The organism is Methanobrevibacter sp. (assembly GCF_045126245.1).
Taxonomy (GTDB): Archaea; Methanobacteriota; Methanobacteria; order Methanobacteriales; family Methanobacteriaceae; genus Methanocatella.
In genome coordinates, this window is record NZ_JBGVOG010000034.1 from 1 (window position 1) to 22,883 (window position 22,883).

Consider the following 22,883-nt stretch of genomic DNA (forward strand, 5'->3'; position numbering starts at 1 on the left):
TTTAAGCTTAAAACCAAAGGCCATAAGAATGTATCATCTCTTCACAACTCTACTTTTGAAATTACAAAGGACGCTGAAATTGGCCCAACTGCCGATTGCATAATCGGTGTTGGCATGGACAGCACCATGTTAAACTTTCCCCAGGACTTTAAAGATAAAATAGCCAATCCCAATACCAAGATTAAGGTTATTCTAGACACTGAAAACGGTCATGATGAAATAACCGGTTTTGGTCATGAAGATTTGACTTTGACTCATCCTACTGATATCGTTTGCAGAACCAGTGACTATACCTGCTCAAGAACATTGATGATCAATGCAGATAAGGCGGCAAGAGATCTTGACAAAGACCTGATTGAAGATTTAAAAAATGAAAAAATTATGGAAGTAACTATAAAATTGTGCTAAAAACAGATAACTTTATATAACTTAAAAAATATATTTTTTTATAACTACTTTTGTTTTATGCGGGGGTGGTCGAGCGGTCAAAGGCGCTAGGTTGAGGGCCTAGTGGGTCAGTCCCTTCGCGGGTTCAAGTCCCGTCTCCCGCACCATTTAATAAATTATGTAAACTCTTTTTTTAATTAATAAGTTATTTATAATAATTTAACTAAAATATAATATAAATTAAACTTATTTGGTGATAAATTATGAAGGCAGTAATTCCAGCAGCAGGTTTCGGTACTAGATTTTTGCCTGCGACTAAAGCTCAACCTAAGGAAATGTTACCTGTTTATGACAAGCCAACTATCCAATATGTTATTGAAGAGGCGGTAGCTTCCGGCATTGATGACATTTTAATCGTTACAGGTAGAAATAAAAGGTCTATTGAGGACCATTTTGATAAATCATTTGAACTAGAACAGACTTTGCAGAGTGCAGGTAAGGACGAACGCTTGAAACAAGTTCGTGCAATCACTGATCTGGCTGATATCTGTTATGTCAGACAAAAGGAGCAAAGGGGATTAGGTGATGCGATCTACTGTGCTAAAAAGCATATCGGTGGAGAACCATTCGCTGTTCTTTTAGGAGATTCCATAACCAAAGGTTCTACTCCATGCACCAAACAACTGATTGATGTTTATGAAAAATATGATGCATCCGCAATTTCACTTGAAGCGGTTCCAAAAGAAAAGGTGGAAAGATACGGAATCATTAAGGGAAATGAAGTTGAAGAGAATGTTTATAAAATAGATAAACTTGTTGAAAAGCCATTGGCCCATCAGGCACCTTCCAATCTGGCTATCATGGGTCGTTATGTATTGACTCCTGACATTTTTGATAAGATTGACGAAACCGAACCGGGTGTTGGCGGTGAAATTCAGTTGACAGATGCACTTCAAAAACTGGATGCAATTTATGGAGTTACATTTGAAGGAAAAACCTATGATATAGGAAACCGTTTTGAATGGTTGAAAACCTCAATCGAATTTGCGATGGATGATGAAGAGTTTAGCGCAGATCTGGTGGACTATATGAAAAAAATGATCAAATGCTCTAAAAATTGAAACTCGATGATTTCAGTTATATAGTAACTGAATTTAATAGCTTTTAAGAACATTGATTTTTGATTATGCAGACATCATAAGATAATATGAAATATAGAGTAATCAAGAAAAATGGGGATGAAATATCCTCATTGGGCTTTGGAGCAATGAGATTGCCATTAAAGAATGGTAAGATTGACAGAATCAAAGCCCGACAACTAATTTTTAATGCAATAGACAATGGCGTTAATTTCATTGACACTGCATATCTTTATGGGGATAGCGAAACATTTTTGGGTGAGATTTTAACGCCTGAAATCAGACCAAAAGTTAAAATATGCACAAAATTGCCTTCCATCAATGTCAGAAAATATGAGGATATGGAGAATTTCCTGGATGAACAGCTGAAGAGACTTAATGTTGACTTCATTGATTATTATCTTATCCATGCCGTTGACCTGAAAACAGTTAATCGCCTTCTTAAAAGGGATTTGGTTAAATTCATCACCAAAGCGAAAGCTGACGGAAAAATAAAGAACATAGGTTTTTCATATCACGGGCCCAAAGAGGAATTTGAGATAGTTGTGGACGGTTATGACTGGGATGTTGTAATGGTTCAGTATAACTATTTTGATGAAAATGTTCAGGCCAGCATGGAAGGTATAGAATATGCCGCCTCAAAAGGTTTGGGTATTTTTGTAATGGAACCTCTTAAGGGAGGAATTCTTGCCGGAAAAATGCCTAAAGACGCTGAAGACATATTTAAAAAGGCAAACCCAAATAAAAGCAATGCCCAATGGGCGATGCAGTGGGTTTTGAATAACAGGAATATCACCTGTGTCCTATCTGGAATGAATAGCTTTGAACAGCTTGAGGAGAATCTTGCTGTTGCAAATGAGACTACTCCGTTATCAATGAGCTTTGAGGAAATGGAAACGGTCGAGCTTGTAAAAAGGGTCATGAGAAATTCGCTTAAAATCAATTGTTCAACATGCGGATATTGCATGCCGTGCCCTCAGGGAGTCAATATTCCCGAATGCATTAAAATCTATAACGAGAAGTATCTGTTTGGGCATAGGGGATTGTTCAATCAGTCTTTTGCTGACTATTATCAGTATGTGGGGGGCATAATGGGGAATTCCGGAAATGCAGGCAAATGCAATGCATGCGGCAAATGTTTAAGGAAATGCCCTCAGAAGCTGGATATCATTTCTGAGCTTAAAAAGGTCAAAAAGGAGTTTGAATTTCCAGGTGTCAATTATGCGCTGTCCTTTGTAAGGCATGTGGGCTTTCCAATATACAAATATTTAGTAAAGATTTTAAATCGTTGATTGCTTCTGATTTTATGCAAAGTCTAAGTTTTTTGCCAAATATTCTTGGCCTGTTTTTTATTCAATTTAATTTGCAAATTTTTAAAAATCTTATTTAAAGTTTTCAATCACTGATAAAATTAATATATTTTGAAAACCAACTTTAATGTAAAGGTGAAAATATGAAACTTGAAGAATTATTAGCGCCATGTCCAAAATGTGGTTCAAAAGACAAAATCGCTCATAGAAGATTATTGGATAATCACCGTGCACATGCTGAAATGAATGCAGTAAAATGTGAGGAATGCGGTTATATCTTCTTTGTGAATGATGATATTGATCCGGATGAGAAAAAACAATTGTTGAATGAATTAAATAAACTACCTGTATAAATATGACATTTCATGTAATGATTATACCTACCCTAAACTGCCCGTCAAACTGCAAATACTGTTGGGGTTCAGATAACAAAAAGGAAATGATGGGCACTGAAATCATTGACCAGATTATCGCATGGCTAGGCGATTTCAGGGATGATAAGGTCCATTTCACTTTCCATGGCGGTGAACCGCTTCTGGCAGGTTATGATTTTTACGAATATGCTCTGGAAAAACTATCACAACTTGAAAATTTCGAGGGTTTTTCACTTCAAAGCAACATCTGGCTTTTAACTGAAGAAATGATAGATTTATTTGTTAAATACAATGTGGTTGTTAGCACAAGCATTGACGGGCCAAAGGAAATCAATGATTACCAGAGGGGAGAAGGTTACTTTGACAAGACAATGTCCAAATATGAGCTTGCCAAAAGCAGAGGTTTGATAATTAACTTTGTTTTGACTGTAACTGAATATTCAAAAGACTTCTCTGATGAACTGTATGAATTCTTTAAAGGTGAAAGAATGAGCCTTAAGATTCATGCGGCATTACCTTCTTTAAGGGGAGACAATGCAGATCCTTGGGCTCTCAATCAGGAGGAACATGGTAAACTCCTGGTCGATTGGCTGGACAAATATCTTTATGATTTGGACAAGTTTTCAATAATGGATTTGGACCATATTTGCAAATCCGCGCTCCGGAGAAGAGGAACACTCTGTACATTTGCCGACTGTATAGGAACCACTTTGGCTGTCGGAGCAGATGGTTCTATCTATCCCTGCTACAGATTTGTCGGGATGTCTGAGTATGTTTTAGGCAATGTGGCTAATAATCCAAGCTTTGATGATTTAAAGAAATCTGATGCATGGGCAAAACTTCAGGAATTCAGGGATTATGTTGGAGAAAACTGCAAAAAGTGCAGATATGTGAAATACTGTGAAGGGGGATGTCCTTACAATGCAATCGTTGCGCATAAAACTCCTCAGGCAGTTGATCCACAATGCGATGCATATAAGATAATATTTGGCGAAGTTTCAAAAAGAATGAATAAGGAATTTGCTAAATCCGCTTTTGGAATGGGTGCGCCCGCTGAGAGAAAAGATGGCGAGCCATTCAGCATAATGGATTTGGCCATGAAACCTTAATGTGTGATAATATGATTTGTGATGACTGCAAACACCTGGAAGTAAGAGACAAGTATAAAATCGTCTGCAAAATCAATGAACATCAGCTATTGGATGTCAAACAGTGCATGAATTTTGAACAAAAAGAGGAAGACTAGATTTTCCTCTGAATCTATTTTTTTGACTAACTAGAAGTTATTGCCTCTATCGTTTTTTTGTATTTTTTAATTTTTGATTTTTCACGAAAATTTTTTTGAGTAATACTGAGTATTTAAATGAATTTAAAAAAAGTAATACTTTTATATAATATGAAGTCAATACTATGTAATAGTAATACTGCATATATAAATGAACTCGAAAAAAGTAATACTTTTTTCTTTCGAATAACTATCAAAAGAAGGTGGAAATATGATTGATGAGATAACTGATTTTTTATTTGGCTTGAAAATGACTATCATCTCCGCGATATTTCTCGTTATTGCAATTATTTTCATGATACTTGGAATAGAAACTCCGATTTACCTGAATCCCGCATGGGGAGCAGTAATCATCAGTGGTATTCCAATGTTGCTTCTTGCTATGACCAGATTAATCCGTGAAAAATGGATTTCATCTGCACTTTTGATTGCAATTGCAATGGTCGCATCACTTTTGATTGGTGAGATTTTTGCAGCGGGTGAAGTTGCATGGATTATGGCATTGGGTGCTCTTTTAGAAGACTGGACAGTAGAACGGGCTAAAAAAGGTTTAAGGAATCTTATCAATCTTACTCCTCAGACCGGTAGAAGGATTGTAAATGGCCGCGAAGAAGTAATTTCAGTTGATGAAATCAAGATAGGCGATACTTTAAGAATACTTCCCGGTGAAAGCGTACCTGTTGACGGTGAAATCATCAGCGGTACTTCATCTCTTGACCAGTCAATCATGACTGGTGAGTCACTGCCTATAGATAAAGAAGTAGGTGACGAGGTATTCTGCGGAACCATGAACATGTACGGTGCAATTGACATCAAGGCAACCAGTTTGGGTGAAAATTCATCACTTCAAAAATTGATTGACCTTGTAAAGGCAGCAGATGAAAAGCAGGCTCCAACTCAAAGAATTGCCGATAAATGGGCAACCTGGTTGGTTCCAATTGCATTATTAATTGCTATTGCAGCATGGCTGATAACAGGAGACATTGAAAGGGGAGTAACTGTTTTAGTAGTATTCTGTCCATGTGCTTTGATACTTGCAACACCTACAGCCATTATGGCAGCTATTGGTCAGGCAACAAAATATGGTGTATTGATCAAATCCGGTGAGGCTCTTGAAACCTTAGGTGCTCTTAATACATTGGTATTTGATAAGACAGGTACATTGACATACGGAAACCTGCAGGTATCAGACGTAATTCCTGCAATGGATAATTTATCAGAAAATGACTTGCTTAAAATGGTTGCATCCTGCGAAACTTTAAGTGAACATCCATTAGCTAAAGCTATAGTTGATAAAGCAAGAGAATTGGAAATGGATATTGAAGAACCACAAGACTTCAATATGTATCCTGGTAAGGGTGTTAGCTGTAATAACTCATTTGGTACTGTTTACGCTGGAAACTCCAAATTTTTAAATGAAAATGGTATTGTTGTGGACGAGAGTTATCTGGACAAACTTAGAAGTGAGGGAAAAGCTTCAATTATCGTTGCATTAAATGATAAGGTTGCGGGTTTCATTGGATTGTCTGATGTCATTCGTGAAGATTCTGCAAACATGATTCAAAGTTTGCATGATTTGGATACTGAAACTATATTGCTTACAGGAGATAATACGGAAACTGCAAATTATTTCGCTTCCCAAGTCGGAATAGGCAAGGTTTACGGCAATTTGCTTCCAGAAGAAAAACTTTCCTGGATTGAAAAGCTCAAAAGTGAAGGCAAAAAGGTCTGTATGATTGGTGATGGTGTTAATGACGCACCTGCACTTAAAACTGCGGATGTTAGTGTTGCAATGGGATCTGTTGGAAGTGATGTGGCTATTGAAGCTGCTGACATTGCGCTTTTGGGGGATGATATAGGTAAAATTCCATATCTCAAAAAGCTCTCCAACTCTACACTGTTTACAATCAAGGCAAATATTATAATCTCGATGGCAATTAATGCAGCCGCAATTGTCTGTTCTGTTTTAGGACTCTTGAATCCGGTAACAGGAGCAATTGTTCACAATGCAGGATCTTGTCTTGTTGTATTGAATGCAGCTTTACTGTATGACAGAAAGTTCGATGACTCAATCAAGAAAATTGACTCAGAAAATGTGGAGCACTCACATTATCATTTCCACAATGATGGGGAGCACACTCATTCACATGATGGCATTGAGATTATTGATGAAATCGAAACAGGCAGTGGTGTGAAACATATGCATGTTCACAAACATGCTTTAAACAGACAAAGTTGTGAAGCATATCACAACTAATTTTTTTTCTTTTTTTCAAAACTAATATATAGTTTAATGAATAACCTTTATTGTAGGTATTATTATGAACGATAAAATAATTTTAGGACTTCCAAAGGGAAGTTTAAATAACATAAAAAGAGGAAATACTTATCAACTTTTTGTTGATGCAGGTTATGAAGTTAAGGGATATGAACCTGGCGATGAATCTTATGAAATTGAAATTTTAAATGACGATGATATTATAGCTTTTTTAACCCGTCCACAATCCACTCCTGTGGAGTTGAACAGGGGGATTATTGATATAGCTATTGTTGGTGAAGACTGGATTAAAGAGGAATCCGTTTTAAGAAAAACTGAAACTATTAAGATTGGAGATTTGGATTATGGAAAGACCCGTTTGATCGTTGCGGTTCCTAAAGATTCTCCATATGAAAGTTTATCTGATCTGTTCAGAGCAAATAAGGATCGTAAAACTCCTATTTTATGCTTTACTGAATATCCTAACTTGACTAGAAAGTTCATGATGGAAAATGAGGCATATCAGGAAATCTACGGCGATGCAGTACCGTTCGTTCAGGTTAGGGGTTTAACACATGGTGACAATGAGATGGTGCAGGTCATCAACTCTGATGGCGCTACTGAAGTATATATTGCAAAAGGTGCCGATTTGATTGTTGACAATACTCAAACCGGAAGCAGTTTAAGGAAAGCTGGTTTAAAGGAAATAGAAACAATCCTTCATTCTTCAGCAGGTCTTTATGCGGGTGTAAGCTGTACTGGTGAGAAGCTTGAAAAGGCTCAAATGATTTATGAACAGCTATTGGGAGCCATCACAGCTAAGAAATATTTCGATGTGAAATTCAACATTTCCAACAACAAAATCGAGGAAGTTTCCAATTATCTTGTTGACAATAAGCTCTGTGCCGATGAGCCTACAATCACTCCGGGGTCTGATTTCTCACAGATCAATGTGCTGATTCCTAAGGCAAAATTCCCGGAAATGGTGGATGCCATCAAGGGATTCGATGCGACTTCCATTATCAGAAATGATTTGAAACAATTAGTTGAATAATCATTTTATTTTCTTTATTTTTTTTTAAAAATTTTTAATCTTCCTATTTTTCGAATTTCAAATAATCATTATAAATCATTAACATTTATAAATAATTTCAAACATATTTAATAATAATTAAATTATTGTTATGGGTGAAAGGATGTTAACATCTGTACAAAAGGAAATTTTACAAACACTGATTAATTTATACCAATCTTCCAATGGCAAATCAATCAAGGGAGAAGATATTGCCGAGGTAATGGGAAGAAATCCTGGAACAATACGTAATCAAATGCAATCATTAAGGAGTTTGGGTTTAGTTAAAGGAGTTCCTGGTCCTAGAGGAGGTTATAAGCCAACTATTGAGGCTTATCATTCTTTAAATATTAAAGTTTCCGAAAACGATTCAAAAGTTCCCATCTATAAAAATGATGAAAGATTAGATGATATTTCTGTTGCAAGAATAGAATTTACAAGTGTGCCGCAACCCGGTGAATGTGAAGCTGCAATTAAAGTTTTAGGAAGTATTAAAGATTTAAATTTAGGAGATACAATTAGGATAGGTCCAACTCCAGTCAATAATTTAGGCGTAATGGGGGAAATTGTCGGTAGAGACGACATGGACAATATCCTGCTTGTCGATACAACAACAATCAGAAGCATTCCTAAAAAAACAGTTGGTGACATTGCCAGCCGTGATGTGATTTCATTTAAAAAAGACTGTTCAATCAAACAGGCTGCAAAAAAACTGGTATTCAATGAAATAGATGGTGCTCCGGTTGTTGAAGATGGGAATGTTGTTGGAGTATTTACAGTAACTGATTTGGTTTTGGCTATCGCTGAAGATAATGAAAATGCAACCGTAGGGGATTTGATGTCTTCAGATGTTGTAATAGTTAATGAAGACTTAAAAATAGCCAATGCAATTGATTTGATGCTTAAAAAATCTATTTCCAGGTTAATAATCTCTGATAATGATGGCAACTTAATAGGAATTGTAACAAGAACTGATTTAATAAATATTATTACTAATTTGGACCAATTCCCAATTATTACAAACTGATTTTAATTTAAGTGGTTTAATGAAAGTAAATCCAATTAATGTAGACAATGGTATGAAGGTCTCCGATTTGGTGGACCAATTTGATAAATCCGGTGTTTTAGGCGCCGGAAGGGTTTCAAGAGCCTGCAATATCTTAACTGAAATGATTAAAGATGAGGATATGAATGTCTTTATGAGTCTTGGAGGTCCTTTAATCCCGGGTGGAATGAGAAATATTGTGACAAAGATGATTAATGAAGGTCATGTGGGATTAATAGTTTCCAGTGGTGCAAATATTACTCATGATTTGGTTGAAGCCTTCGGCGGAGGCCATTATCAGCATGAAGGAAAGGATGATGAGGATTTGAATGCCGAAGGAATCGGAAGAATTGCGGACATCAATGTAGGTGCTGATGACTTTACGATTTTTGAAAGTGAAATAATTAAGATTTTTGAGAAAATCTCTTCAAAAAAGAAAGTTATTTCCATTCAGGAATTGCTTTTTGAAATTGGACTTTTGATTGATGATGAAAACTCATTTGTCGGTGCCGCTGCAAGAAATAATGTTCCAATCTTTGCTCCCGGACTGATTGATTCCATGATGGGTTTGCAGCTTTGGATTTTCAACCAGGATCATGACTTTGTTGTGGATGCAGTTGCTGATATGCACTATCTATCAGATATTGTATTTGACTCAGAAAAGGTAGGTGCAATCCTGCTTGGAGGTGGTCTTACAAAACATTATACTCTGGCTTCCAATGTAATCAAGGGGGGTCTTGACTCAGCTATTCAGATTACTATGGACAGGCCTGAAGCGGGCAGTTTAGGTGGAGCGCCTCTTGAAGAGGCAAAATCTTGGGCAAAGGCAAAGTGCGGGTCTAATCTGGCAAGTGTTGTAGGTGATGTTACAGTTATTTTCCCATTGATTTACGCGGCCGCTTTAGATAAGATTGACAGTGATTAGATGAGTTACGTTAGTTTGGCAATATTATTCATATTGTCCGGATTTTTCATGAAATATTCGGATGACCTGTTTGACGTTAGGCATGATATTAAATGGGCATCTTTAATTGGCGTTTTATGCGGTCTTGCATCCGGTTTTGCAACGGTTTACAGTATTGAAGCAGCATACATATTCATTGCCATTTTAATAGGTAACCTGCTTGCATTAAAAGTAGATGGAATTCATCATGTAATTACCTTGATTGTTTTTGTTTTAATTTGTCTTATATTTGGAATTCCCGAGTTAAGCCTAGTTGTTTTACTGATATGCATTTTATCAGCGCTTTCAGATGAAGTCGGTCATGAATTAATATCAAAGGTGAGTGATAATAAGTTTCTGAATCTATTCTTTGAATATAGATTTGTGATGAAAATAGTGATTTTACTATTGGCAATTTCAGGAATATTCAATATATGGATATTCGTATGCTTCATTTCATTTGAAATAGCCTATGAAATTGCAGGAATTGTTTTTGAAAATTTGAATTAAAAAAAAGAAGTTAAAAAGGAATTAAAAATTCCTTTAAATTTATTCGTTTTCGATACCCATTCTGCCAGCTACTCTAGCAATGAGTACGGTTACGACTACAGCGATTATGGTAACAGCAATAGCGTAAGTGAATAGACTTGGGAGTGCGTCTCCTGCACCTATAATGGATTCGATCAATTTTTGAATTGCACTGTTCCATGCTTCACCTGCTACAAATGCGAATGCAGTTGTAATTAATGCTAAAATTGTTTCCATAATTAATTTTGTTACTTCGTTTGCCATTTTTTATCACCTCATTTAACTTATTTTAATGTTCACTTTAAAAGAACAATATTATTTTTATTATTCTTTATTAAAATAGTTTAGCTTTATTTGAGTGATTTTATCAATTCTTCACAAGCTTCTTTTGGATTTTCTGATTCGTAAATACTTCTTCCAACGATTATGGCATTTGAATATTGTAGAGTTTTTTTACCATCGCCGCCCTGCTTTCCAACACCGGGGGATATAATGAATGCATCCTTGCCGACAATATCCCTTATATCGCTTAATCTGTCAAGCCTTGTAGCGGGTGCTACGAAGTTAGTTATTTTCATATCGACTCCCATCTGAGCAATGGCATCTGCATTTTTTTGCAAAAACATTTTGGCGCCGGGATGGGACATTTCAGTAAGCAAAAACAGTTCTTTGCCATGTTTGTCTGCCATGTCAAGACATGCCTGCACGCTGTCGGATCCCACAAATCCATGACAAATTATTGCATCGGCGCCGGCCTTAAATGTTTCATCACAAATTTTGGAGTTTGTTGCATCGATATCAGCAACTTTGAAGTCACATATTACCTTAAATCCGAATTTGTCCTTAAGGGTTTTGATTATCTCAAGGCCTTCGGCCAGTGCCAGGGGATAGCCTATTTTGATTGTATCGATGTAGTCTTTTACATCGTCACAAATTTTGATTGCATCACTTTCACTCATAACGTCAAGGGCTAAAATTAGGTTATTTTTTATATTCATCTTATCATCTTGGTTAATTTATCAGTAATTTTAATTTGGTTTTTCTAAACTTAGTTTGTAGTATTACTAATAATATTTATATATAATAAGGTATATAATATGTTTATCAATAAAACTTTAATTTAAATTAATTATAATTTAAATTTTTATTGAGTGTTTAATCAATTAATATTGATAGGTTATTCGGAGGAAATTATTTATGCATATTATGGAAGGATATTTACCATTAACCTGGTGTATAATATGGTTCGTCATATCATTCATCGTGGTTGCATTTGGTTTATATCAAATTAAAAAAATCGTGGATGAAACTCCAGAATCAAAAGCATTACTTGCTGTCAGTGGAGCATTCATGTTTGTATTATCATCTTTGAAACTACCTTCTGTTACTGGAAGTTGTTCTCACCCTTGTGGTAACGGATTAGGTGCTGCATTATTCGGTCCTGCTGTAACTGCTGTATTAGCAACTATTGTTCTTCTTTTCCAAGCAATCTTACTTGCTCACGGTGGATTAACTACTTTAGGTGCTAACATATTCTCAATGGGTATTATTGGACCATTAGCAGCATGGCTTGTATACAAAGGATTAACTAAAGCTAATATTTCATCAACTATTGCTATTTTCTTTGCAGCATTTTTAGGTGACTTATTAACTTATGTAGCTACTTCATTCCAATTAGCTTTCGCATTCCCTGCTCCAACTTTCAGTGAAGCATTAGTAAAATTCTTAGTTATTTTCGCAGTAACTCAAGTACCATTAGCTATTGGTGAAGGTATCTTAACTGTAATTATCTGGGACAGATTAAAAGCTTACAAACCAAAATTGTTAGATAAATTAGGTGCTTTAGCTCCTAATGAAGCATAAGGTGATAAAATGAAAACATCTACATTATTAATTTTAGCTGCAGTTTGTATCATATTGTTCATTGCACCATTAATTATGTTTAATGGTCATGGGGAAGATGATGGATACTTCGGTGGTGCAGATGATGCCGCCGGTGAAGCTATCGAAGAAACAGGTTTTGAACCTTGGTTTTCATCTATATGGGAACCACCTAGTGGTGAAATAGAAAGTTTATTATTTGCTCTTCAAGCGGCCATAGGTGCAATCATTATTGGATATGCATTTGGTTACTGGAGAGGACAAGGTAAAGAAGAATAATTATTTTCTTCTTTTATTTTTTTCTTTTTTTGTGATATTATGAAATTTGATATGGATTATATTGCTCATCATAATGAATTAACTGAAACAAATCCTTATTTTAAGTTATTTTTGACAATTATTTTGTTAATTGTTACATTGGCACTGGATAATCTATATTTTGATGTTATAATCTTTGTTGTAATGTCTTTTGTAATATTGGCAATAGCAAAGATTAGTATTAGATCCTATTTGAAATTTTTATCAATTCCGGTTGCATTTCTTGTAATTACTTGTGTATTTTTATTGTTCTTCTTTGGAAAGGGGGATGTAATTTATGAAACTGGCATTCTTGGAATTGTTGTAACAACTGACTCTTTTCATTATGCGGTTTATACATTCATGAGAGTAATGGGTTGTTTTCCTTGTTTAGGATTTTTAGCATTAACAACTCCTATTGCAAAAATCTTGCATTGTTTGGCAACTTTAAAGGTTCCGAAAATCATGATTGAAATTGGACTTTTGATGTATAATGCAATATTCATTTTCTTGAATGAAATTGACACAATGCAAAAGGCACAGGATACAAGATTGGGATATTCATCATATTGGACATCATTCAAATCTTTGGGTGCTTTAACAAGTACAATATTTTTAAGATCTCTTGATAAAAGTGAAACACTTCAATTTGCTCTTGATTCAAGAGGTTATACTGGAGAACTTCCACTTTATGAACCTAAAAAGGGGGAATAGTATGAGTATGTTAGAAGTTAAAAATTTGAAATATTCTTATAATGCGGATTATCAGGCACTAAAAGGAGTAAGTTTAAAAGTCGAAAGAGGAGATATGATTGCTCTTTTAGGTAAAAACGGTGCAGGTAAGTCTACATTGTTCTTACATTTAAATGGAATTTATCAGCCAGATGAAGGACAAGTCTTTATTGATGGTGAAGAGTTGAAATATGATAAGAAGTCTTTATTGAAATTCAGACAGAAAGTAGGTATTGTATTTCAAAATCCAGATGATCAGATATTCGCTCCAACAGTTGAAGAGGATGTTGCTTTCGGACCTTTGAATTTAGGATTATCTATGGAAGAGGTTCAGGATAGGGTGACTGAAGTATTAGAACGTGTTGGCATGTCAGGTTATGAAAAAACAGCTCCCCATCACTTGAGCGGAGGTCAAAAGAAAAGAGTGGCTATTGCAGGTATTCTTGCAATGAAACCTGAGATAATGGTTTTGGATGAGCCTACTGCTGGTCTTGACCCACAAGGTGTAGAGGATTTAAGTAAATTGTTGGATGAACTTAATGAAGAGGGAATTACCATTATCATTTCAACACACGAAGTGGATTTGGTTCCAAACTACGCTAACAGGGTTTTTGTTTTGGTTGATGGTTTATTAATAGGTGAAGGCACTCCTAAAGAGATTTTTGCACAGCCTGAAATACTTGAAAAAGCTAATCTAAAGGTTCCTATTGTTACAGACTTATTCCAACAACTTGAGGAAGAACAAGGCTTTGACATGAATGGGGATTATCCTTTAACAATTGATGAAGCAAAAGAGAAGTTCTTAGAACTTTTAAATAAAAATTAATTATTTTTTTTAACTTATTTTTATATAATATTTTTCACATTCAATGTATTACTTGCAGTAATAAAAAATAATACTTTCTTATTTTTAATTAAACATTTATATTAATAATTACATATTCTTTTATAAGGTGAATATATGAGAATTGGTATTTGTGATACAACATTCGCTCGTTTTGATATGGCGGCAGCCGCAATAGATGAGCTTAAAAACAATGCGTATGATTTAAAAATAATACGCCAAACCGTTCCGGGAGTTAAGGACTTGCCGGTAACAGCTAAAATTCTCATTGAAGAAGAAAACTGTGATATCGTCATGGCTTTAGGAATGCCGGGGCCTATGGAAAAGGATAAGATGTGCGCTCATGAAGCGTCAACCGGCCTTATCAATGCACAGCTCATGACCAATACCCATATTTTGGAAGTATTTGTCCATGAGGATGAAGAGGAAGATCCTGTTGAGCTTGCCAAACTTGCAGAAAACAGGGCTCGCGAACATGCACAGAATCTAATCAAAATGATGTATCACAGAAAGGCAATGAGAAAAGAGGCAGGCATGGGAATGCGCGAAGGAAAAGAGGACGCAGGTCCATTATAAAATTTATAGATTATTATGTCAGATTCAAGAGATGAAATTTTTGTTGTTGTTCCAGCATATAATGAAGAAAAAACAGTTTCTCAGGTTATAGAAGGAATTGCTAAAGAAGGTTATAATGTTGTGCTTGTAAATGATGGGTCTAAGGACGATACATTAAATTTGGCAATTGAATCCAAAAAGAAATTTCCAAATCAGATATTCATCGTTTCACATGTGATTAACAGAGGTCTGGGTGCCGCATTAAAGACAGGCATGGAAACTGCAATCAGAAAGGGCGCCAAATATATATTGACTTTCGATGCCGACGGCCAGCATGCCATTGAGGATATAGCTAAGGTAGTCAAACCGCTTCAGGATGGAAAGGCTGATGCTTGCATTGGTGCAAGGCCCCTGAAGGACATGCCGATTTCAAAGAGTTTTGCAAATTTTGTAATGAACTTTTTAACCCTGATATTTTATGGAAGAAATGTCCGGGACTCACAAAGCGGCCTTAGGGCATTTACTGCAGATGCGGCCGGCCAAATCAATATAGTCTCATCAGGTTATGCCGTATCTTCCGAATTCATTAAGGAAATTTCAGATAAGAATTTCAGATTGGAAGAAGTCACAATAACTACAATATACACTCCCGAAACACAACATAAGGGAACTGATGCTATTGTTGGAATAAAAATATTATTTAAAATGATTTTAGACTTATTTAGAATTTAAAAATATGTTGGAAGGTGTTTTTCATTTTAGGTTCACTACATTTATACCAAATACTATTAGTATTAATTGCTATTTTCACACTGATTTTTGCCTATCAGAGGCTTCGCAATAAAAAGAGTACTCCTGCAGCATTTGTATTGTGGATTGTTATCTGGATTTTTCTATTGCTGTTTGCATTCAAACCGGATATAACTATTCCTCTTGCGGATTTGTTCGGATTCGGCAGAGGTATAGATTTACTGCTTATCATCGGTGTTTTGTTATCTTTATATCTTGGTTTCAGATTATACATCAAATTTGATGACATGAATCAGCATATCAATGATTTGGTCCGTGAATTGGCTATCCGCAATGAAATAGAATTGGATGAGGAAGAATAGATTACATGTTATATTTTAGAGGATGCACTGCACGGGAAAAGCAAACGGGCATTCAGGATGCAACAGAGAAACTTTTGAAATTGGCTCGTGTGGACTATCATATTCTGGATGATGAGATGTGTTGCGGATCCGTTCTGCTCAGGACAGGTTTTGAAGATGAGGCCCGTGAGCAGATCAATAAAAACACTGAAATTCTTAAAGGTGAAAAAATATTGACCTCATGTGCAGGATGCTTCAAGACACTTAAGGAGGATTACGAAGGTCTGGATGTAATCCACATATCCCAGCTTTTAGATAATTTGATTAAGGAAGGCCGGCTCAATTTCACAAAAAAGGATTTGAACGTAACTTATCATGATTCCTGCCATTTGGGACGTCACTTGAATGTTTTTGATGAGCCACGGGATGTAATTAAAACTGCTGCTAATCTGGTTGAAATGGAAAACATCCGTGAGGACAGCTTATGCTGCGGTGCAGGTGGTGGAGTTAAGTCCGCATATCCTGAAATTGCCGATGAAATGGCTAAAATAAGGATTGGCCAGGCAATGGGTACCGGTTGTGAGATTTTAGTAACTCCATGTCCGTTCTGCAAGCTTAATCTTGAAAATGATGATATGGAAGTTTTGGATTTGACTGAATTTTTAGTAAGATATGGTGGTGCTGATGAAAGCCAGTGAACTTGAAACAATGAGAAAATCATTCAATACCGTCAAAAAAAGGTCTCAGGCAATTAAGGATTCACCTTCCGCCAGAAGACTGCAGTCAAGGGTCCGTGAAATAAAAAAGGAATCCATTGAGTGTAAGGATGAACTTTTAAATCAGGCCATTGAATCATTCAAACGCAATGACATTGATGTGATGATGGCTGAAAGTGATGACGATGCATTGGAAATCATTTATGAACTGCTTCGTGAATATGATTCCAAAGTCATTGCCAAGGCCAAATCAAATACTTTGGGTGAGATTAACCTTAAAAGGGAATTGCCTAAAAGAGGTTATGAGGTTGTTGAGACAGATTTGGGTGACAGGATTTTGCAATTGAAACGTACAGACAACAAGCCGGTTCATCCCACAGGTCCTGCTTCACATTTGAATATTTCAAAAATTACGGACATCGTCAACGAGTCTTTGGATGCAAATGTCAATCCCGAAGCTCGTGAAATTATGGAACTTGTTAGGCAAGATGTTACAAACCGCCTTAAAAATGCAAGAGTAGGTATAAGTGGAGCCAATGCTATAGCTGCCGAAGAGGGGTCTGTTGTAATGGTTCACAATGAGGGTAATATTTCAATAGTTTCTCTTAAAGATTTGCATATAATCGTAGCTGGAATCGATAAGATAGTACCTACATTGGAAGACGCAATCTCTGTTGTCAAATTGGAGACAATATTTGCAACCGGAAACTATGTTACATCTTATATGAATATAGTTTCAGGTCCGTCAAAGACAGCAGATATAGAAAAAAAGCTTCTTAAAAATATGTACGGTGCTGAAAGGGTTGTAGTTATTCTTTTGGACAATGGAAGGAGCGAAGCGACTCCTGAATGCTTATACTGCATAGGATGTGGAAACTGCGTTGTTCACTGTCCGGTCTATAATGCTGTTGGAAACGAATTCGGATTCAACAATTATCTTGGCGGTCGAGGAGTGGCCATGTCCAAATTCATTGAGGATGATGAAACCTGCTTTAATTCAGGCCTTTATATGTGTACATTATGCGGATTGTGCACTTTAAATTGTCCGGTTTCCATTCCCACTAATGAAATAATAGAAAACATGAGAAAATTGTCAACCGATGTTGGATTTTATCCTAAGGCTCATGGAAAAATCAAAGAGAATATTTCTAAAAATGATTCTCCATTTTAACTCTTTTTTTTAAAAAACAATAGTATTATAAATAATGAAGAAGTAATATTATTATATTATAATATTATATTTTATTGGAGGAAATACATGCTTCTATTAATAAGCCCTATAAATCATGAAGAAGCTCTAGAATCAATTAAAGGTGGAGCAGACATTGTTGATGTAAAAAATCCTAAAGAAGGCTCTTTAGGTGCTAATTTCCCATGGGTTATTAAGGAAATTAGGGAGTTGACTCCTGAAGACAAACTTGTAAGTGCCACTTTAGGCGATGTGCCTTACAAGCCAGGTACAGTTTCTCTTGCAGCAATGGGCGCTCATGTTTCTGGTGCTGATTATATTAAAGTTGGATTATACGGAACAAAAAATCATGACGAAGCAGTTGAAGTCATGGAAAATGTTGTAAAAACTGTTAAAGATATTAGTGAAGACACAATCATCGTAGCCGCAGGATATGCAGATGCACATCGTGTTGGCGCAGTGGATCCTATGGAAATTCCAAAAGTTGCTAAGGATGCAGGATGCGACCTTGCAATGCTTGACACTGCTGTTAAGGATGGTCATACATTATTTGATTATTTGGATATAGACAAATTACAGGAATTTGTGGATGAGGCTCACAGTTATGGTCTTTTAACTGCACTTGCAGGATCCGTCAAAAAAGACCAGTTAAAACCGTTGCATGATATTGGATGTGATGTTGTTGGAATTAGGGGAGCTGCCTGTGTAGGTGGTGACAGGAATACTGGTAAAATCCACCACACTGCCGTAGCTGAATTAAAAGAGTTATGCGATTCATTTTAGATAGGTGTTAATATGTCATTTTCAAAAAAAGTTCAAGAAGCAAGAATGTCTTATACCTTTGACGATTTTCTTTTAACTCCAAATGCGAGCTATGTAGAACCTAAGGATATTGATACTAAAATTGAGTTGGGTAAAGGAATCAAATTGAATATTCCTGTTCTAAGTGCCGCAATGGATACCGTAACTGAAGCTGACCTTGCAATTGCAATGGCTCAACAAGGTGGAATAGGAGTACTTCACAGAAACATCTCACAGGAAAGGCAAGTTGAAGAAGTCAAAAAAGTAAAAAATGCTGAAGATTTAACAATTAGGGATGTTATAACTATTTCTCCGGGTTCTACAGTTGCTGAAGCAGAGACTGTAATGCAAAATGAACTTATTAGTGGTTTACCGGTTGTTGACGATGATAAAATAATGGGTATTATCTCAAAAAGAGACATCAGACCGTTTTTAAAATCAGAACCTAATACCGAAATTAAGGATATCATGACATCTGATGTTGTGACTGTTGAAGAGGGAGTCACTGCTGAGGAAGCTTTAAACATTGCTTATGACAATAAAGTTGAAAGGCTGCCTGTTGTTCGTGACGGTAAATTGGTTGGAATCATTACTATTAAAGATATATTAAATCAAGCCCAATATCCTAATGCAGCTCGTGATAAAGACGGTAACTTTTTGGTTGCTGCAGCATGCGGTCCTTTTGATTTAGATAGGGCAATGGCTCTTGACCAGGCAGGTGCGGATATCATTTCAATTGACTGTGCCCATGCACACAACATGAATGTAGTCAAGTTCACCGAAACAATCAAGGACAATATCGATGCGGAATTGTGTGTAGGTAATATTGCAACCGCTGAGGCTGCTGAAGATTTGATTTCCATGGGTGTAGATGCACTTAAGGTAGGTATCGGCCCGGGTTCAATGTGTACTACTCGTATTGTAGCTGGTGTCGGTGTACCTCAGCTCACTGCAATTTCCGACGTTGCCGATGCTGCCCGTGATTCAGGAGTTCCTGTAATCGCCGATGGTGGTATCAGATACTCAGGGGATGTTGCAAAAGCTATTGGTGCAGGTGCAGATGCAGTAATGCTTGGAAACTTGCTTGCAGCATCATTGGAAGCTCCTGGTGATATTGTTGTGATGAACGGTAAGCAATACAAAAAATACCGTGGAATGGGATCAATGGGTGCTATGACCAGTGAGTTTGATGGTGGAGCAGACAGATACTTCCAAGGTCAAAAAAGTAAAATGAACCACACCAAATATGTTCCGGAAGGAATTGAAGGTGCAGTACCATACAGAGGAACAATTGCTGAAATATTGTTCCAGTTGGTGGGCGGTTTAAAGTCATCAATGGGTTACTGTGGTGCAAAGGATATTGCTGCAATGAAAGAAAATGCAAGATTTGTTAGAATCACAAGCAGCGGTATTAAGGAATCACATCCTCATGACTTGCTGATTACTAACGAAAGTCCAAATTATCCAACACTTGAATAGGTTGGATAATATTTTATCATTTTTTGATTGGGCATTATTTTCTTCAAAATATTATATTTTATAATTTTTTGATTTGTTTTTTCTTAAAATCCCTATTTTTAAGAAAACATTTAAATATTAGTTAATCTAATATTATTACATTAGATTATTTTATGATTATTTTTAGATAATCAATGTAAATTCTTTTAGTTTACATTATTACAAATTTCATTATTATGGAGAGATATTAAATGGCAAGAACTAAAAAAGTAGGTATCACAGGAAGGTTTGGTCCAAGATACGGAAGAAAAGCAAAAAGATCTGTAAAAATCATCGAAGAAAACATGAAAAAGAATCATGTTTGCCCTAAATGTGACAGACCTTATGTAAAAAGACAAGCTGCAGGAATTTGGAAATGTAGAAAATGCGGTGCAGTATTCACCGGTGGAGCTTACGTTCCACAAACTCCTATGGCAAAATCTGCAGCACGCAGTATCAGAGACATTAAAGTGGAGGAATAGGCATTGTATAGATGTCCACGTTGTGGAGCAGAAGTAGACCACAAGAGCTACATGGAAAATAAATGTCCTAAATGCAGATATAGGATTTTATTTAAGAATGTTCCGGAAACTACCAGAGTTATAAAAGCAAGATAATTCATCTGCTTTTATCATATTTTTTACTATTTTTGATTTTCTATGTTAATTTCAACTTCTAGAAAGCCTTCTCAAAAAACTAGAAAGTTCTGTAAGAATTTAGCTCGTTGTACTGATTCCACCTCAGTGAATAGGGGAAAAATGAACATGCGCGAACTTCTTCTGAAGGCATTGGAACTGGATGAATTTAACCTAGCTATTGTAAATGAGATTAAGGGAAACCCAAGCAAAATAACATTCTACTCAAATAAGGGTGAAGTTTTACTTGTAATTCTCATAGGAGCCACAATCGAAAATGAAAAGCTTAATATTGCTCCTTCCAAATTGAAAATAGTTTGTGAAGTCGAACAGCTCAATGTTTTAAGCGATATACTTGACATTGAACTTGTCGATAAGGCGGATGACAATTGTATACTGATTTCTAGTAGTGATGACTTGGTGGCCAAAATTAATTTTGTCAATAAGTTTGGACAGGCCAATAAGTTCCAGATTAATGTCAAGAAGGTTTTAGAGGTTTCACATGATTGAAGAAACTCCTCTTGAATCCGTAAAAAGTGATATAACTATTGAATTTGATAACAGTGAAGATGCTAAAATCGTATACGATTCCATAATTCTGGAGTTCGATACGGCTCCCGACTACAGGTCATCAATGACAATCGAACTGGAGGGTAAGAATATCCTGATTAATATCGATGCGGAGGATTCAACTTCCTTCCGGGCGTCCATCAACTCTGCAATCAAATGGATCAACTTGGCATTGGAAATAAATAATTTAATTAACTAATACTCATATAAAATGATTTAAAATAAAAATAAGGTGATATTATGGAGATTCCTGAAAATATTCAACATCAATTAAATCAGTTTCAACAATTACAACAACAGGCTCAGGCTGTAACCATGCAGGTTCAAAATGTTGAAGTTCAAATTCAAGAAACTGAAAAAGCGTTAGAAGAACTCAAAAAATGCGATGAAACTACTGAAGTATTCAAACAAGCTGGCACTTTACTCATTAAAGTGGAATACGCTGACGCTTTAGCTGAAATGGAAGATAAATTGGAAACTCTTGAGTTAAGAAAACAGACCATGTCCCGCCAGGAAGAAAGGGTCATGAAAAAACTCGAAGAGATGCAAGCTACTATTCAGGCTGCTATGCAAGGTATGGGCCAATAGGCTTAATACTTTTATTTTCTTTTTTTTACGGATTTTTATGTCAAAGTTAAAGATATTAACCCCGGATGATTTGTCTAAAATTTCCGATGATTTCGGCGAAATCCTTGAGAGGGAAATTTCAAAGACAATTTCCACCAAAGAATTGGAAGATTTGGATTTGGATATAACTCTCAGCTATGAAAATGAGCAACTGGACGTTGACGTTGATGTTGGGGTTTTATTTGATGAGCTTTCAGAGATTACACAAGACCAGATTATGAAAGCTATAGATGAAGCTTACTTGAAGTTCGACTCATATATCGATGAAAATTTCAGGGTCTGATTTTTTCATTATTTTTTCTATTTTCTACTTTAATTTTTTCAATTGAACTTTATCAAGCAAATTTTATTCTTTTTTTGGAATTTTAGCTTGCCAAAAAAGTTCTAGTTTATAATCTCTTTTATTTACATATATTTTGTTTAGATATTACTAATTTTTTTAAATATTTTCTAATTTATTAAGATTTTTTTATAAATTATTTATTCAATTATACTTTAATTTTTTTAAACTTTAGTAACATTTATATAGTATGTAATTTAATTAATTAAATAGAGGTTCATAAAAACATATTTTTTATTTACCTAAATTGATCATTATTTTTTATTATCGAATTAGGCTAATTTCATTAGCTTAATTCACCTCCTTGGATTTTTTTTTAAAATTATTAAATACTTCTTTTGTCTAATCTATTATCATGATTAAGAAAATTCCAGTTATAGACTTAAAACAGCACCAGGCCGTAAGCGGCAAATCAGGCATGAGAGACACATATCAACCCTTAAGAACTGTTTTTGCGCCATCTTCAAATCCCGTTGAAATAGCTCAGGGATTGAAACTGAACGGCGCGGATGAAATGTATATCGCCGATTTGGATTTGATAGAGTCAAACGGCCACAATATAAACGACATCAAAATGGTCAACACAATTTTGCCGGTAATCTTTGACGGTGGGGTAAAGAACTACGAATCATTTGAATTCTTCCTGGATTTCGCCTATAAGGTAATCATTCCGACTGAGACTCTGGAAAGCATAGAAGAGATGGAAAGGATTTTTGAAAAGTATCCAAAAGAAAGGATTGTAATAAGCGTTGACGTTAAAAATGATGA

General features: G+C 35.7%; 31 protein-coding genes and 1 tRNA gene. 30 read left to right on the forward strand and 2 right to left on the reverse strand.

Going from position 1 to position 22,883, the window contains the following annotated elements; translation table 11 throughout:
* From ACJMLZ_RS02505 to ACJMLZ_RS02560, 12 genes are all read left to right on the forward strand, one after another.
* The coding region (locus tag ACJMLZ_RS02505; RefSeq protein ID WP_405303795.1) for a DUF371 domain-containing protein at positions 1–408 on the forward strand (408 nt) is incomplete at its 5' end.
* 59 nt (positions 409–467) lie between these two features.
* A tRNA-Leu gene (locus ACJMLZ_RS02510) sits at positions 468–554 on the forward strand.
* A 96-nt stretch (positions 555–650) separates the two neighbouring features.
* Positions 651–1,508, forward strand: a complete 858-nt coding sequence (galU, locus tag ACJMLZ_RS02515; RefSeq protein WP_405303796.1) for a UTP--glucose-1-phosphate uridylyltransferase GalU — start codon at positions 651–653, stop codon at positions 1,506–1,508.
* An 86-nt stretch (positions 1,509–1,594) separates the two neighbouring features.
* Positions 1,595–2,818, forward strand: coding sequence for an aldo/keto reductase (locus ACJMLZ_RS02520; RefSeq protein ID WP_405303797.1), 1,224 nt, complete (start codon positions 1,595–1,597; stop codon positions 2,816–2,818).
* A gap of 161 nt (positions 2,819–2,979) precedes the next feature.
* Positions 2,980–3,189 carry a TIGR04165 family Cys-rich peptide gene (locus tag ACJMLZ_RS02525; RefSeq protein ID WP_405303798.1) on the forward strand — a complete coding sequence of 70 codons (210 nt, stop codon included), beginning with the start codon at positions 2,980–2,982 and terminating at the stop codon, positions 3,187–3,189.
* A gap of 2 nt (positions 3,190–3,191) precedes the next feature.
* Positions 3,192–4,319 carry a TIGR04083 family peptide-modifying radical SAM enzyme gene (locus ACJMLZ_RS02530; protein WP_405303799.1) on the forward strand — a complete coding sequence of 376 codons (1,128 nt, stop codon included), beginning with the start codon at positions 3,192–3,194 and terminating at the stop codon, positions 4,317–4,319.
* A gap of 11 nt (positions 4,320–4,330) precedes the next feature.
* Complete coding sequence (locus tag ACJMLZ_RS02535; protein WP_405303800.1) at positions 4,331–4,456, forward strand: hypothetical protein; 126 nt, start codon at positions 4,331–4,333, stop codon at positions 4,454–4,456.
* Positions 4,457–4,706: 250 nt separating this feature from the next.
* Complete coding sequence (locus ACJMLZ_RS02540) at positions 4,707–6,752, forward strand: heavy metal translocating P-type ATPase (protein ID WP_405303801.1); 2,046 nt, start codon at positions 4,707–4,709, stop codon at positions 6,750–6,752.
* Positions 6,753–6,816: 64 nt separating this feature from the next.
* Positions 6,817–7,806 (forward strand): ATP phosphoribosyltransferase, encoded by a 990-nt coding sequence (locus ACJMLZ_RS02545; RefSeq protein WP_405303802.1) that lies wholly within the window; start codon positions 6,817–6,819, stop codon positions 7,804–7,806.
* Between the two features lie 142 nt (positions 7,807–7,948).
* Positions 7,949–8,851 carry a CBS domain-containing protein gene (locus ACJMLZ_RS02550; protein ID WP_405303803.1) on the forward strand — a complete coding sequence of 301 codons (903 nt, stop codon included), beginning with the start codon at positions 7,949–7,951 and terminating at the stop codon, positions 8,849–8,851.
* Between the two features lie 19 nt (positions 8,852–8,870).
* Entirely contained in the window at positions 8,871–9,794 is a 924-nt protein-coding gene (locus ACJMLZ_RS02555) for a deoxyhypusine synthase (RefSeq protein ID WP_405303804.1), read from the forward strand.
* Positions 9,795–10,322 carry a hypothetical protein gene (locus ACJMLZ_RS02560; RefSeq protein ID WP_405303805.1) on the forward strand — a complete coding sequence of 176 codons (528 nt, stop codon included), beginning with the start codon at positions 9,795–9,797 and terminating at the stop codon, positions 10,320–10,322. It begins immediately after the preceding gene.
* A gap of 39 nt (positions 10,323–10,361) precedes the next feature.
* Here the strand turns inward: ACJMLZ_RS02560 and ACJMLZ_RS02565 are convergent, their stop codons facing one another.
* Complete coding sequence (locus ACJMLZ_RS02565) at positions 10,362–10,604, reverse strand: DUF5654 family protein (RefSeq protein ID WP_292820199.1); 243 nt, start codon at positions 10,602–10,604, stop codon at positions 10,362–10,364.
* A gap of 86 nt (positions 10,605–10,690) precedes the next feature.
* Positions 10,691–11,338 carry an orotidine-5'-phosphate decarboxylase gene (pyrF, locus tag ACJMLZ_RS02570; protein WP_405303806.1) on the reverse strand — a complete coding sequence of 216 codons (648 nt, stop codon included), beginning with the start codon at positions 11,336–11,338 and terminating at the stop codon, positions 10,691–10,693.
* Between the two features lie 199 nt (positions 11,339–11,537).
* On the opposite strand from pyrF, the gene cbiM reads away from it, so the two are divergent.
* The 18 genes from cbiM to ACJMLZ_RS02660 form a co-directional block, all read left to right on the forward strand.
* Positions 11,538–12,203, forward strand: a complete 666-nt coding sequence (gene cbiM, locus ACJMLZ_RS02575; protein ID WP_405303807.1) for a cobalt ECF transporter S component CbiM — start codon at positions 11,538–11,540, stop codon at positions 12,201–12,203.
* 9 nt (positions 12,204–12,212) lie between these two features.
* Positions 12,213–12,500 carry an energy-coupling factor ABC transporter substrate-binding protein gene (locus ACJMLZ_RS02580; RefSeq protein ID WP_405303808.1) on the forward strand — a complete coding sequence of 96 codons (288 nt, stop codon included), beginning with the start codon at positions 12,213–12,215 and terminating at the stop codon, positions 12,498–12,500.
* Between the two features lie 39 nt (positions 12,501–12,539).
* The gene (gene cbiQ / locus ACJMLZ_RS02585; RefSeq protein WP_405303809.1) at positions 12,540–13,232 is read left to right on the forward strand and encodes a cobalt ECF transporter T component CbiQ; all 693 of its coding nucleotides are present in this window, start codon (positions 12,540–12,542) and stop codon (positions 13,230–13,232) included.
* 7 nt (positions 13,233–13,239) lie between these two features.
* A complete protein-coding gene (locus ACJMLZ_RS02590; RefSeq protein ID WP_405303821.1) occupies positions 13,240–14,076 on the forward strand; it encodes an ATP-binding cassette domain-containing protein in 837 nt (278 codons plus the stop codon).
* A gap of 135 nt (positions 14,077–14,211) precedes the next feature.
* Positions 14,212–14,670, forward strand: a complete 459-nt coding sequence (gene ribC, locus ACJMLZ_RS02595; protein ID WP_067041664.1) for a riboflavin synthase — start codon at positions 14,212–14,214, stop codon at positions 14,668–14,670.
* 15 nt (positions 14,671–14,685) lie between these two features.
* Positions 14,686–15,381, forward strand: coding sequence for a glycosyltransferase family 2 protein (locus ACJMLZ_RS02600; protein WP_405303810.1), 696 nt, complete (start codon positions 14,686–14,688; stop codon positions 15,379–15,381).
* 14 nt (positions 15,382–15,395) lie between these two features.
* A complete protein-coding gene (locus tag ACJMLZ_RS02605; RefSeq protein ID WP_405303811.1) occupies positions 15,396–15,761 on the forward strand; it encodes a DUF2304 domain-containing protein in 366 nt (121 codons plus the stop codon).
* A 5-nt stretch (positions 15,762–15,766) separates the two neighbouring features.
* Positions 15,767–16,438 (forward strand): (Fe-S)-binding protein, encoded by a 672-nt coding sequence (locus ACJMLZ_RS02610; protein ID WP_405303812.1) that lies wholly within the window; start codon positions 15,767–15,769, stop codon positions 16,436–16,438.
* Positions 16,425–17,627, forward strand: a complete 1,203-nt coding sequence (locus tag ACJMLZ_RS02615) for an LUD domain-containing protein (RefSeq protein WP_405303813.1) — start codon at positions 16,425–16,427, stop codon at positions 17,625–17,627. Before ACJMLZ_RS02610 ends, ACJMLZ_RS02615 begins: the two co-directional genes overlap by 14 nt.
* 87 nt (positions 17,628–17,714) lie before the next feature.
* Positions 17,715–18,428, forward strand: a complete 714-nt coding sequence (locus tag ACJMLZ_RS02620; protein ID WP_405303814.1) for a (5-formylfuran-3-yl)methyl phosphate synthase — start codon at positions 17,715–17,717, stop codon at positions 18,426–18,428.
* 12 nt (positions 18,429–18,440) lie between these two features.
* Entirely contained in the window at positions 18,441–19,925 is a 1,485-nt protein-coding gene (gene guaB, locus ACJMLZ_RS02625) for an IMP dehydrogenase (protein ID WP_405303815.1), read from the forward strand.
* Between the two features lie 230 nt (positions 19,926–20,155).
* Complete coding sequence (gene rpl37A, locus ACJMLZ_RS02630) at positions 20,156–20,425, forward strand: 50S ribosomal protein L37Ae (RefSeq protein ID WP_292820165.1); 270 nt, start codon at positions 20,156–20,158, stop codon at positions 20,423–20,425.
* Positions 20,426–20,428: 3 nt separating this feature from the next.
* Positions 20,429–20,560, forward strand: coding sequence for a DNA-directed RNA polymerase subunit P (locus tag ACJMLZ_RS02635; RefSeq protein WP_292608962.1), 132 nt, complete (start codon positions 20,429–20,431; stop codon positions 20,558–20,560).
* A gap of 42 nt (positions 20,561–20,602) precedes the next feature.
* Positions 20,603–21,088 carry a Brix domain-containing protein gene (locus ACJMLZ_RS02640; protein ID WP_405303816.1) on the forward strand — a complete coding sequence of 162 codons (486 nt, stop codon included), beginning with the start codon at positions 20,603–20,605 and terminating at the stop codon, positions 21,086–21,088.
* The gene (locus ACJMLZ_RS02645) at positions 21,081–21,347 is read left to right on the forward strand and encodes a KEOPS complex subunit Pcc1 (RefSeq protein ID WP_405303817.1); all 267 of its coding nucleotides are present in this window, start codon (positions 21,081–21,083) and stop codon (positions 21,345–21,347) included. The genes ACJMLZ_RS02640 and ACJMLZ_RS02645 overlap by 8 nt, the downstream gene beginning before the upstream one ends.
* A gap of 41 nt (positions 21,348–21,388) precedes the next feature.
* Positions 21,389–21,736: a prefoldin subunit beta gene (locus tag ACJMLZ_RS02650; RefSeq protein ID WP_405303818.1), complete on the forward strand. Its 348-nt coding sequence runs from the start codon at positions 21,389–21,391 to the stop codon at positions 21,734–21,736.
* A 37-nt stretch (positions 21,737–21,773) separates the two neighbouring features.
* Positions 21,774–22,058 carry a DUF3194 domain-containing protein gene (locus ACJMLZ_RS02655; protein ID WP_405303819.1) on the forward strand — a complete coding sequence of 95 codons (285 nt, stop codon included), beginning with the start codon at positions 21,774–21,776 and terminating at the stop codon, positions 22,056–22,058.
* Positions 22,059–22,470: 412 nt separating this feature from the next.
* Positions 22,471–22,883 (forward strand): HisA/HisF-related TIM barrel protein (locus ACJMLZ_RS02660; RefSeq protein ID WP_405303820.1); only part of this gene is annotated, 413 nt, incomplete at its 3' end.

What these genes read in the sequence shown, in the direction of transcription:
- galU (WP_405303796.1), top strand. Translation starts at nt 651, where the DNA reads ATGAAGGCAGTAATTCCAGCAGCAGGTTTCGGTACTAGATTTTTGCCT.
- ACJMLZ_RS02520 (WP_405303797.1), top strand. Translation starts at nt 1,595, where the DNA reads ATGAAATATAGAGTAATCAAGAAAAATGGGGATGAAATATCCTCATTG.
- ACJMLZ_RS02525 (WP_405303798.1), top strand. Translation starts at nt 2,980, where the DNA reads ATGAAACTTGAAGAATTATTAGCGCCATGTCCAAAATGTGGTTCAAAA.
- ACJMLZ_RS02530 (WP_405303799.1), top strand. Translation starts at nt 3,192, where the DNA reads ATGACATTTCATGTAATGATTATACCTACCCTAAACTGCCCGTCAAAC.
- ACJMLZ_RS02535 (WP_405303800.1), top strand. Translation starts at nt 4,331, where the DNA reads ATGATTTGTGATGACTGCAAACACCTGGAAGTAAGAGACAAGTATAAA.
- ACJMLZ_RS02540 (WP_405303801.1), top strand. Translation starts at nt 4,707, where the DNA reads ATGATTGATGAGATAACTGATTTTTTATTTGGCTTGAAAATGACTATC.
- ACJMLZ_RS02545 (WP_405303802.1), top strand. Translation starts at nt 6,817, where the DNA reads ATGAACGATAAAATAATTTTAGGACTTCCAAAGGGAAGTTTAAATAAC.
- ACJMLZ_RS02550 (WP_405303803.1), top strand. Translation starts at nt 7,949, where the DNA reads ATGTTAACATCTGTACAAAAGGAAATTTTACAAACACTGATTAATTTA.
- ACJMLZ_RS02555 (WP_405303804.1), top strand. Translation starts at nt 8,871, where the DNA reads ATGAAAGTAAATCCAATTAATGTAGACAATGGTATGAAGGTCTCCGAT.
- ACJMLZ_RS02560 (WP_405303805.1), top strand. Translation starts at nt 9,795, where the DNA reads ATGAGTTACGTTAGTTTGGCAATATTATTCATATTGTCCGGATTTTTC.
- ACJMLZ_RS02565 (WP_292820199.1), bottom strand. Translation starts at nt 10,604, where the DNA reads ATGGCAAACGAAGTAACAAAATTAATTATGGAAACAATTTTAGCATTA.
- pyrF (WP_405303806.1), bottom strand. Translation starts at nt 11,338, where the DNA reads ATGAATATAAAAAATAACCTAATTTTAGCCCTTGACGTTATGAGTGAA.
- cbiM (WP_405303807.1), top strand. Translation starts at nt 11,538, where the DNA reads ATGCATATTATGGAAGGATATTTACCATTAACCTGGTGTATAATATGG.
- ACJMLZ_RS02580 (WP_405303808.1), top strand. Translation starts at nt 12,213, where the DNA reads ATGAAAACATCTACATTATTAATTTTAGCTGCAGTTTGTATCATATTG.
- cbiQ (WP_405303809.1), top strand. Translation starts at nt 12,540, where the DNA reads ATGAAATTTGATATGGATTATATTGCTCATCATAATGAATTAACTGAA.
- ACJMLZ_RS02590 (WP_405303821.1), top strand. Translation starts at nt 13,240, where the DNA reads ATGTTAGAAGTTAAAAATTTGAAATATTCTTATAATGCGGATTATCAG.
- ribC (WP_067041664.1), top strand. Translation starts at nt 14,212, where the DNA reads ATGAGAATTGGTATTTGTGATACAACATTCGCTCGTTTTGATATGGCG.
- ACJMLZ_RS02600 (WP_405303810.1), top strand. Translation starts at nt 14,686, where the DNA reads ATGTCAGATTCAAGAGATGAAATTTTTGTTGTTGTTCCAGCATATAAT.
- ACJMLZ_RS02610 (WP_405303812.1), top strand. Translation starts at nt 15,767, where the DNA reads ATGTTATATTTTAGAGGATGCACTGCACGGGAAAAGCAAACGGGCATT.
- ACJMLZ_RS02615 (WP_405303813.1), top strand. Translation starts at nt 16,425, where the DNA reads ATGAAAGCCAGTGAACTTGAAACAATGAGAAAATCATTCAATACCGTC.
- ACJMLZ_RS02620 (WP_405303814.1), top strand. Translation starts at nt 17,715, where the DNA reads ATGCTTCTATTAATAAGCCCTATAAATCATGAAGAAGCTCTAGAATCA.
- guaB (WP_405303815.1), top strand. Translation starts at nt 18,441, where the DNA reads ATGTCATTTTCAAAAAAAGTTCAAGAAGCAAGAATGTCTTATACCTTT.
- rpl37A (WP_292820165.1), top strand. Translation starts at nt 20,156, where the DNA reads ATGGCAAGAACTAAAAAAGTAGGTATCACAGGAAGGTTTGGTCCAAGA.
- ACJMLZ_RS02640 (WP_405303816.1), top strand. Translation starts at nt 20,603, where the DNA reads ATGTTAATTTCAACTTCTAGAAAGCCTTCTCAAAAAACTAGAAAGTTC.
- ACJMLZ_RS02645 (WP_405303817.1), top strand. Translation starts at nt 21,081, where the DNA reads ATGATTGAAGAAACTCCTCTTGAATCCGTAAAAAGTGATATAACTATT.
- ACJMLZ_RS02650 (WP_405303818.1), top strand. Translation starts at nt 21,389, where the DNA reads ATGGAGATTCCTGAAAATATTCAACATCAATTAAATCAGTTTCAACAA.
- ACJMLZ_RS02655 (WP_405303819.1), top strand. Translation starts at nt 21,774, where the DNA reads ATGTCAAAGTTAAAGATATTAACCCCGGATGATTTGTCTAAAATTTCC.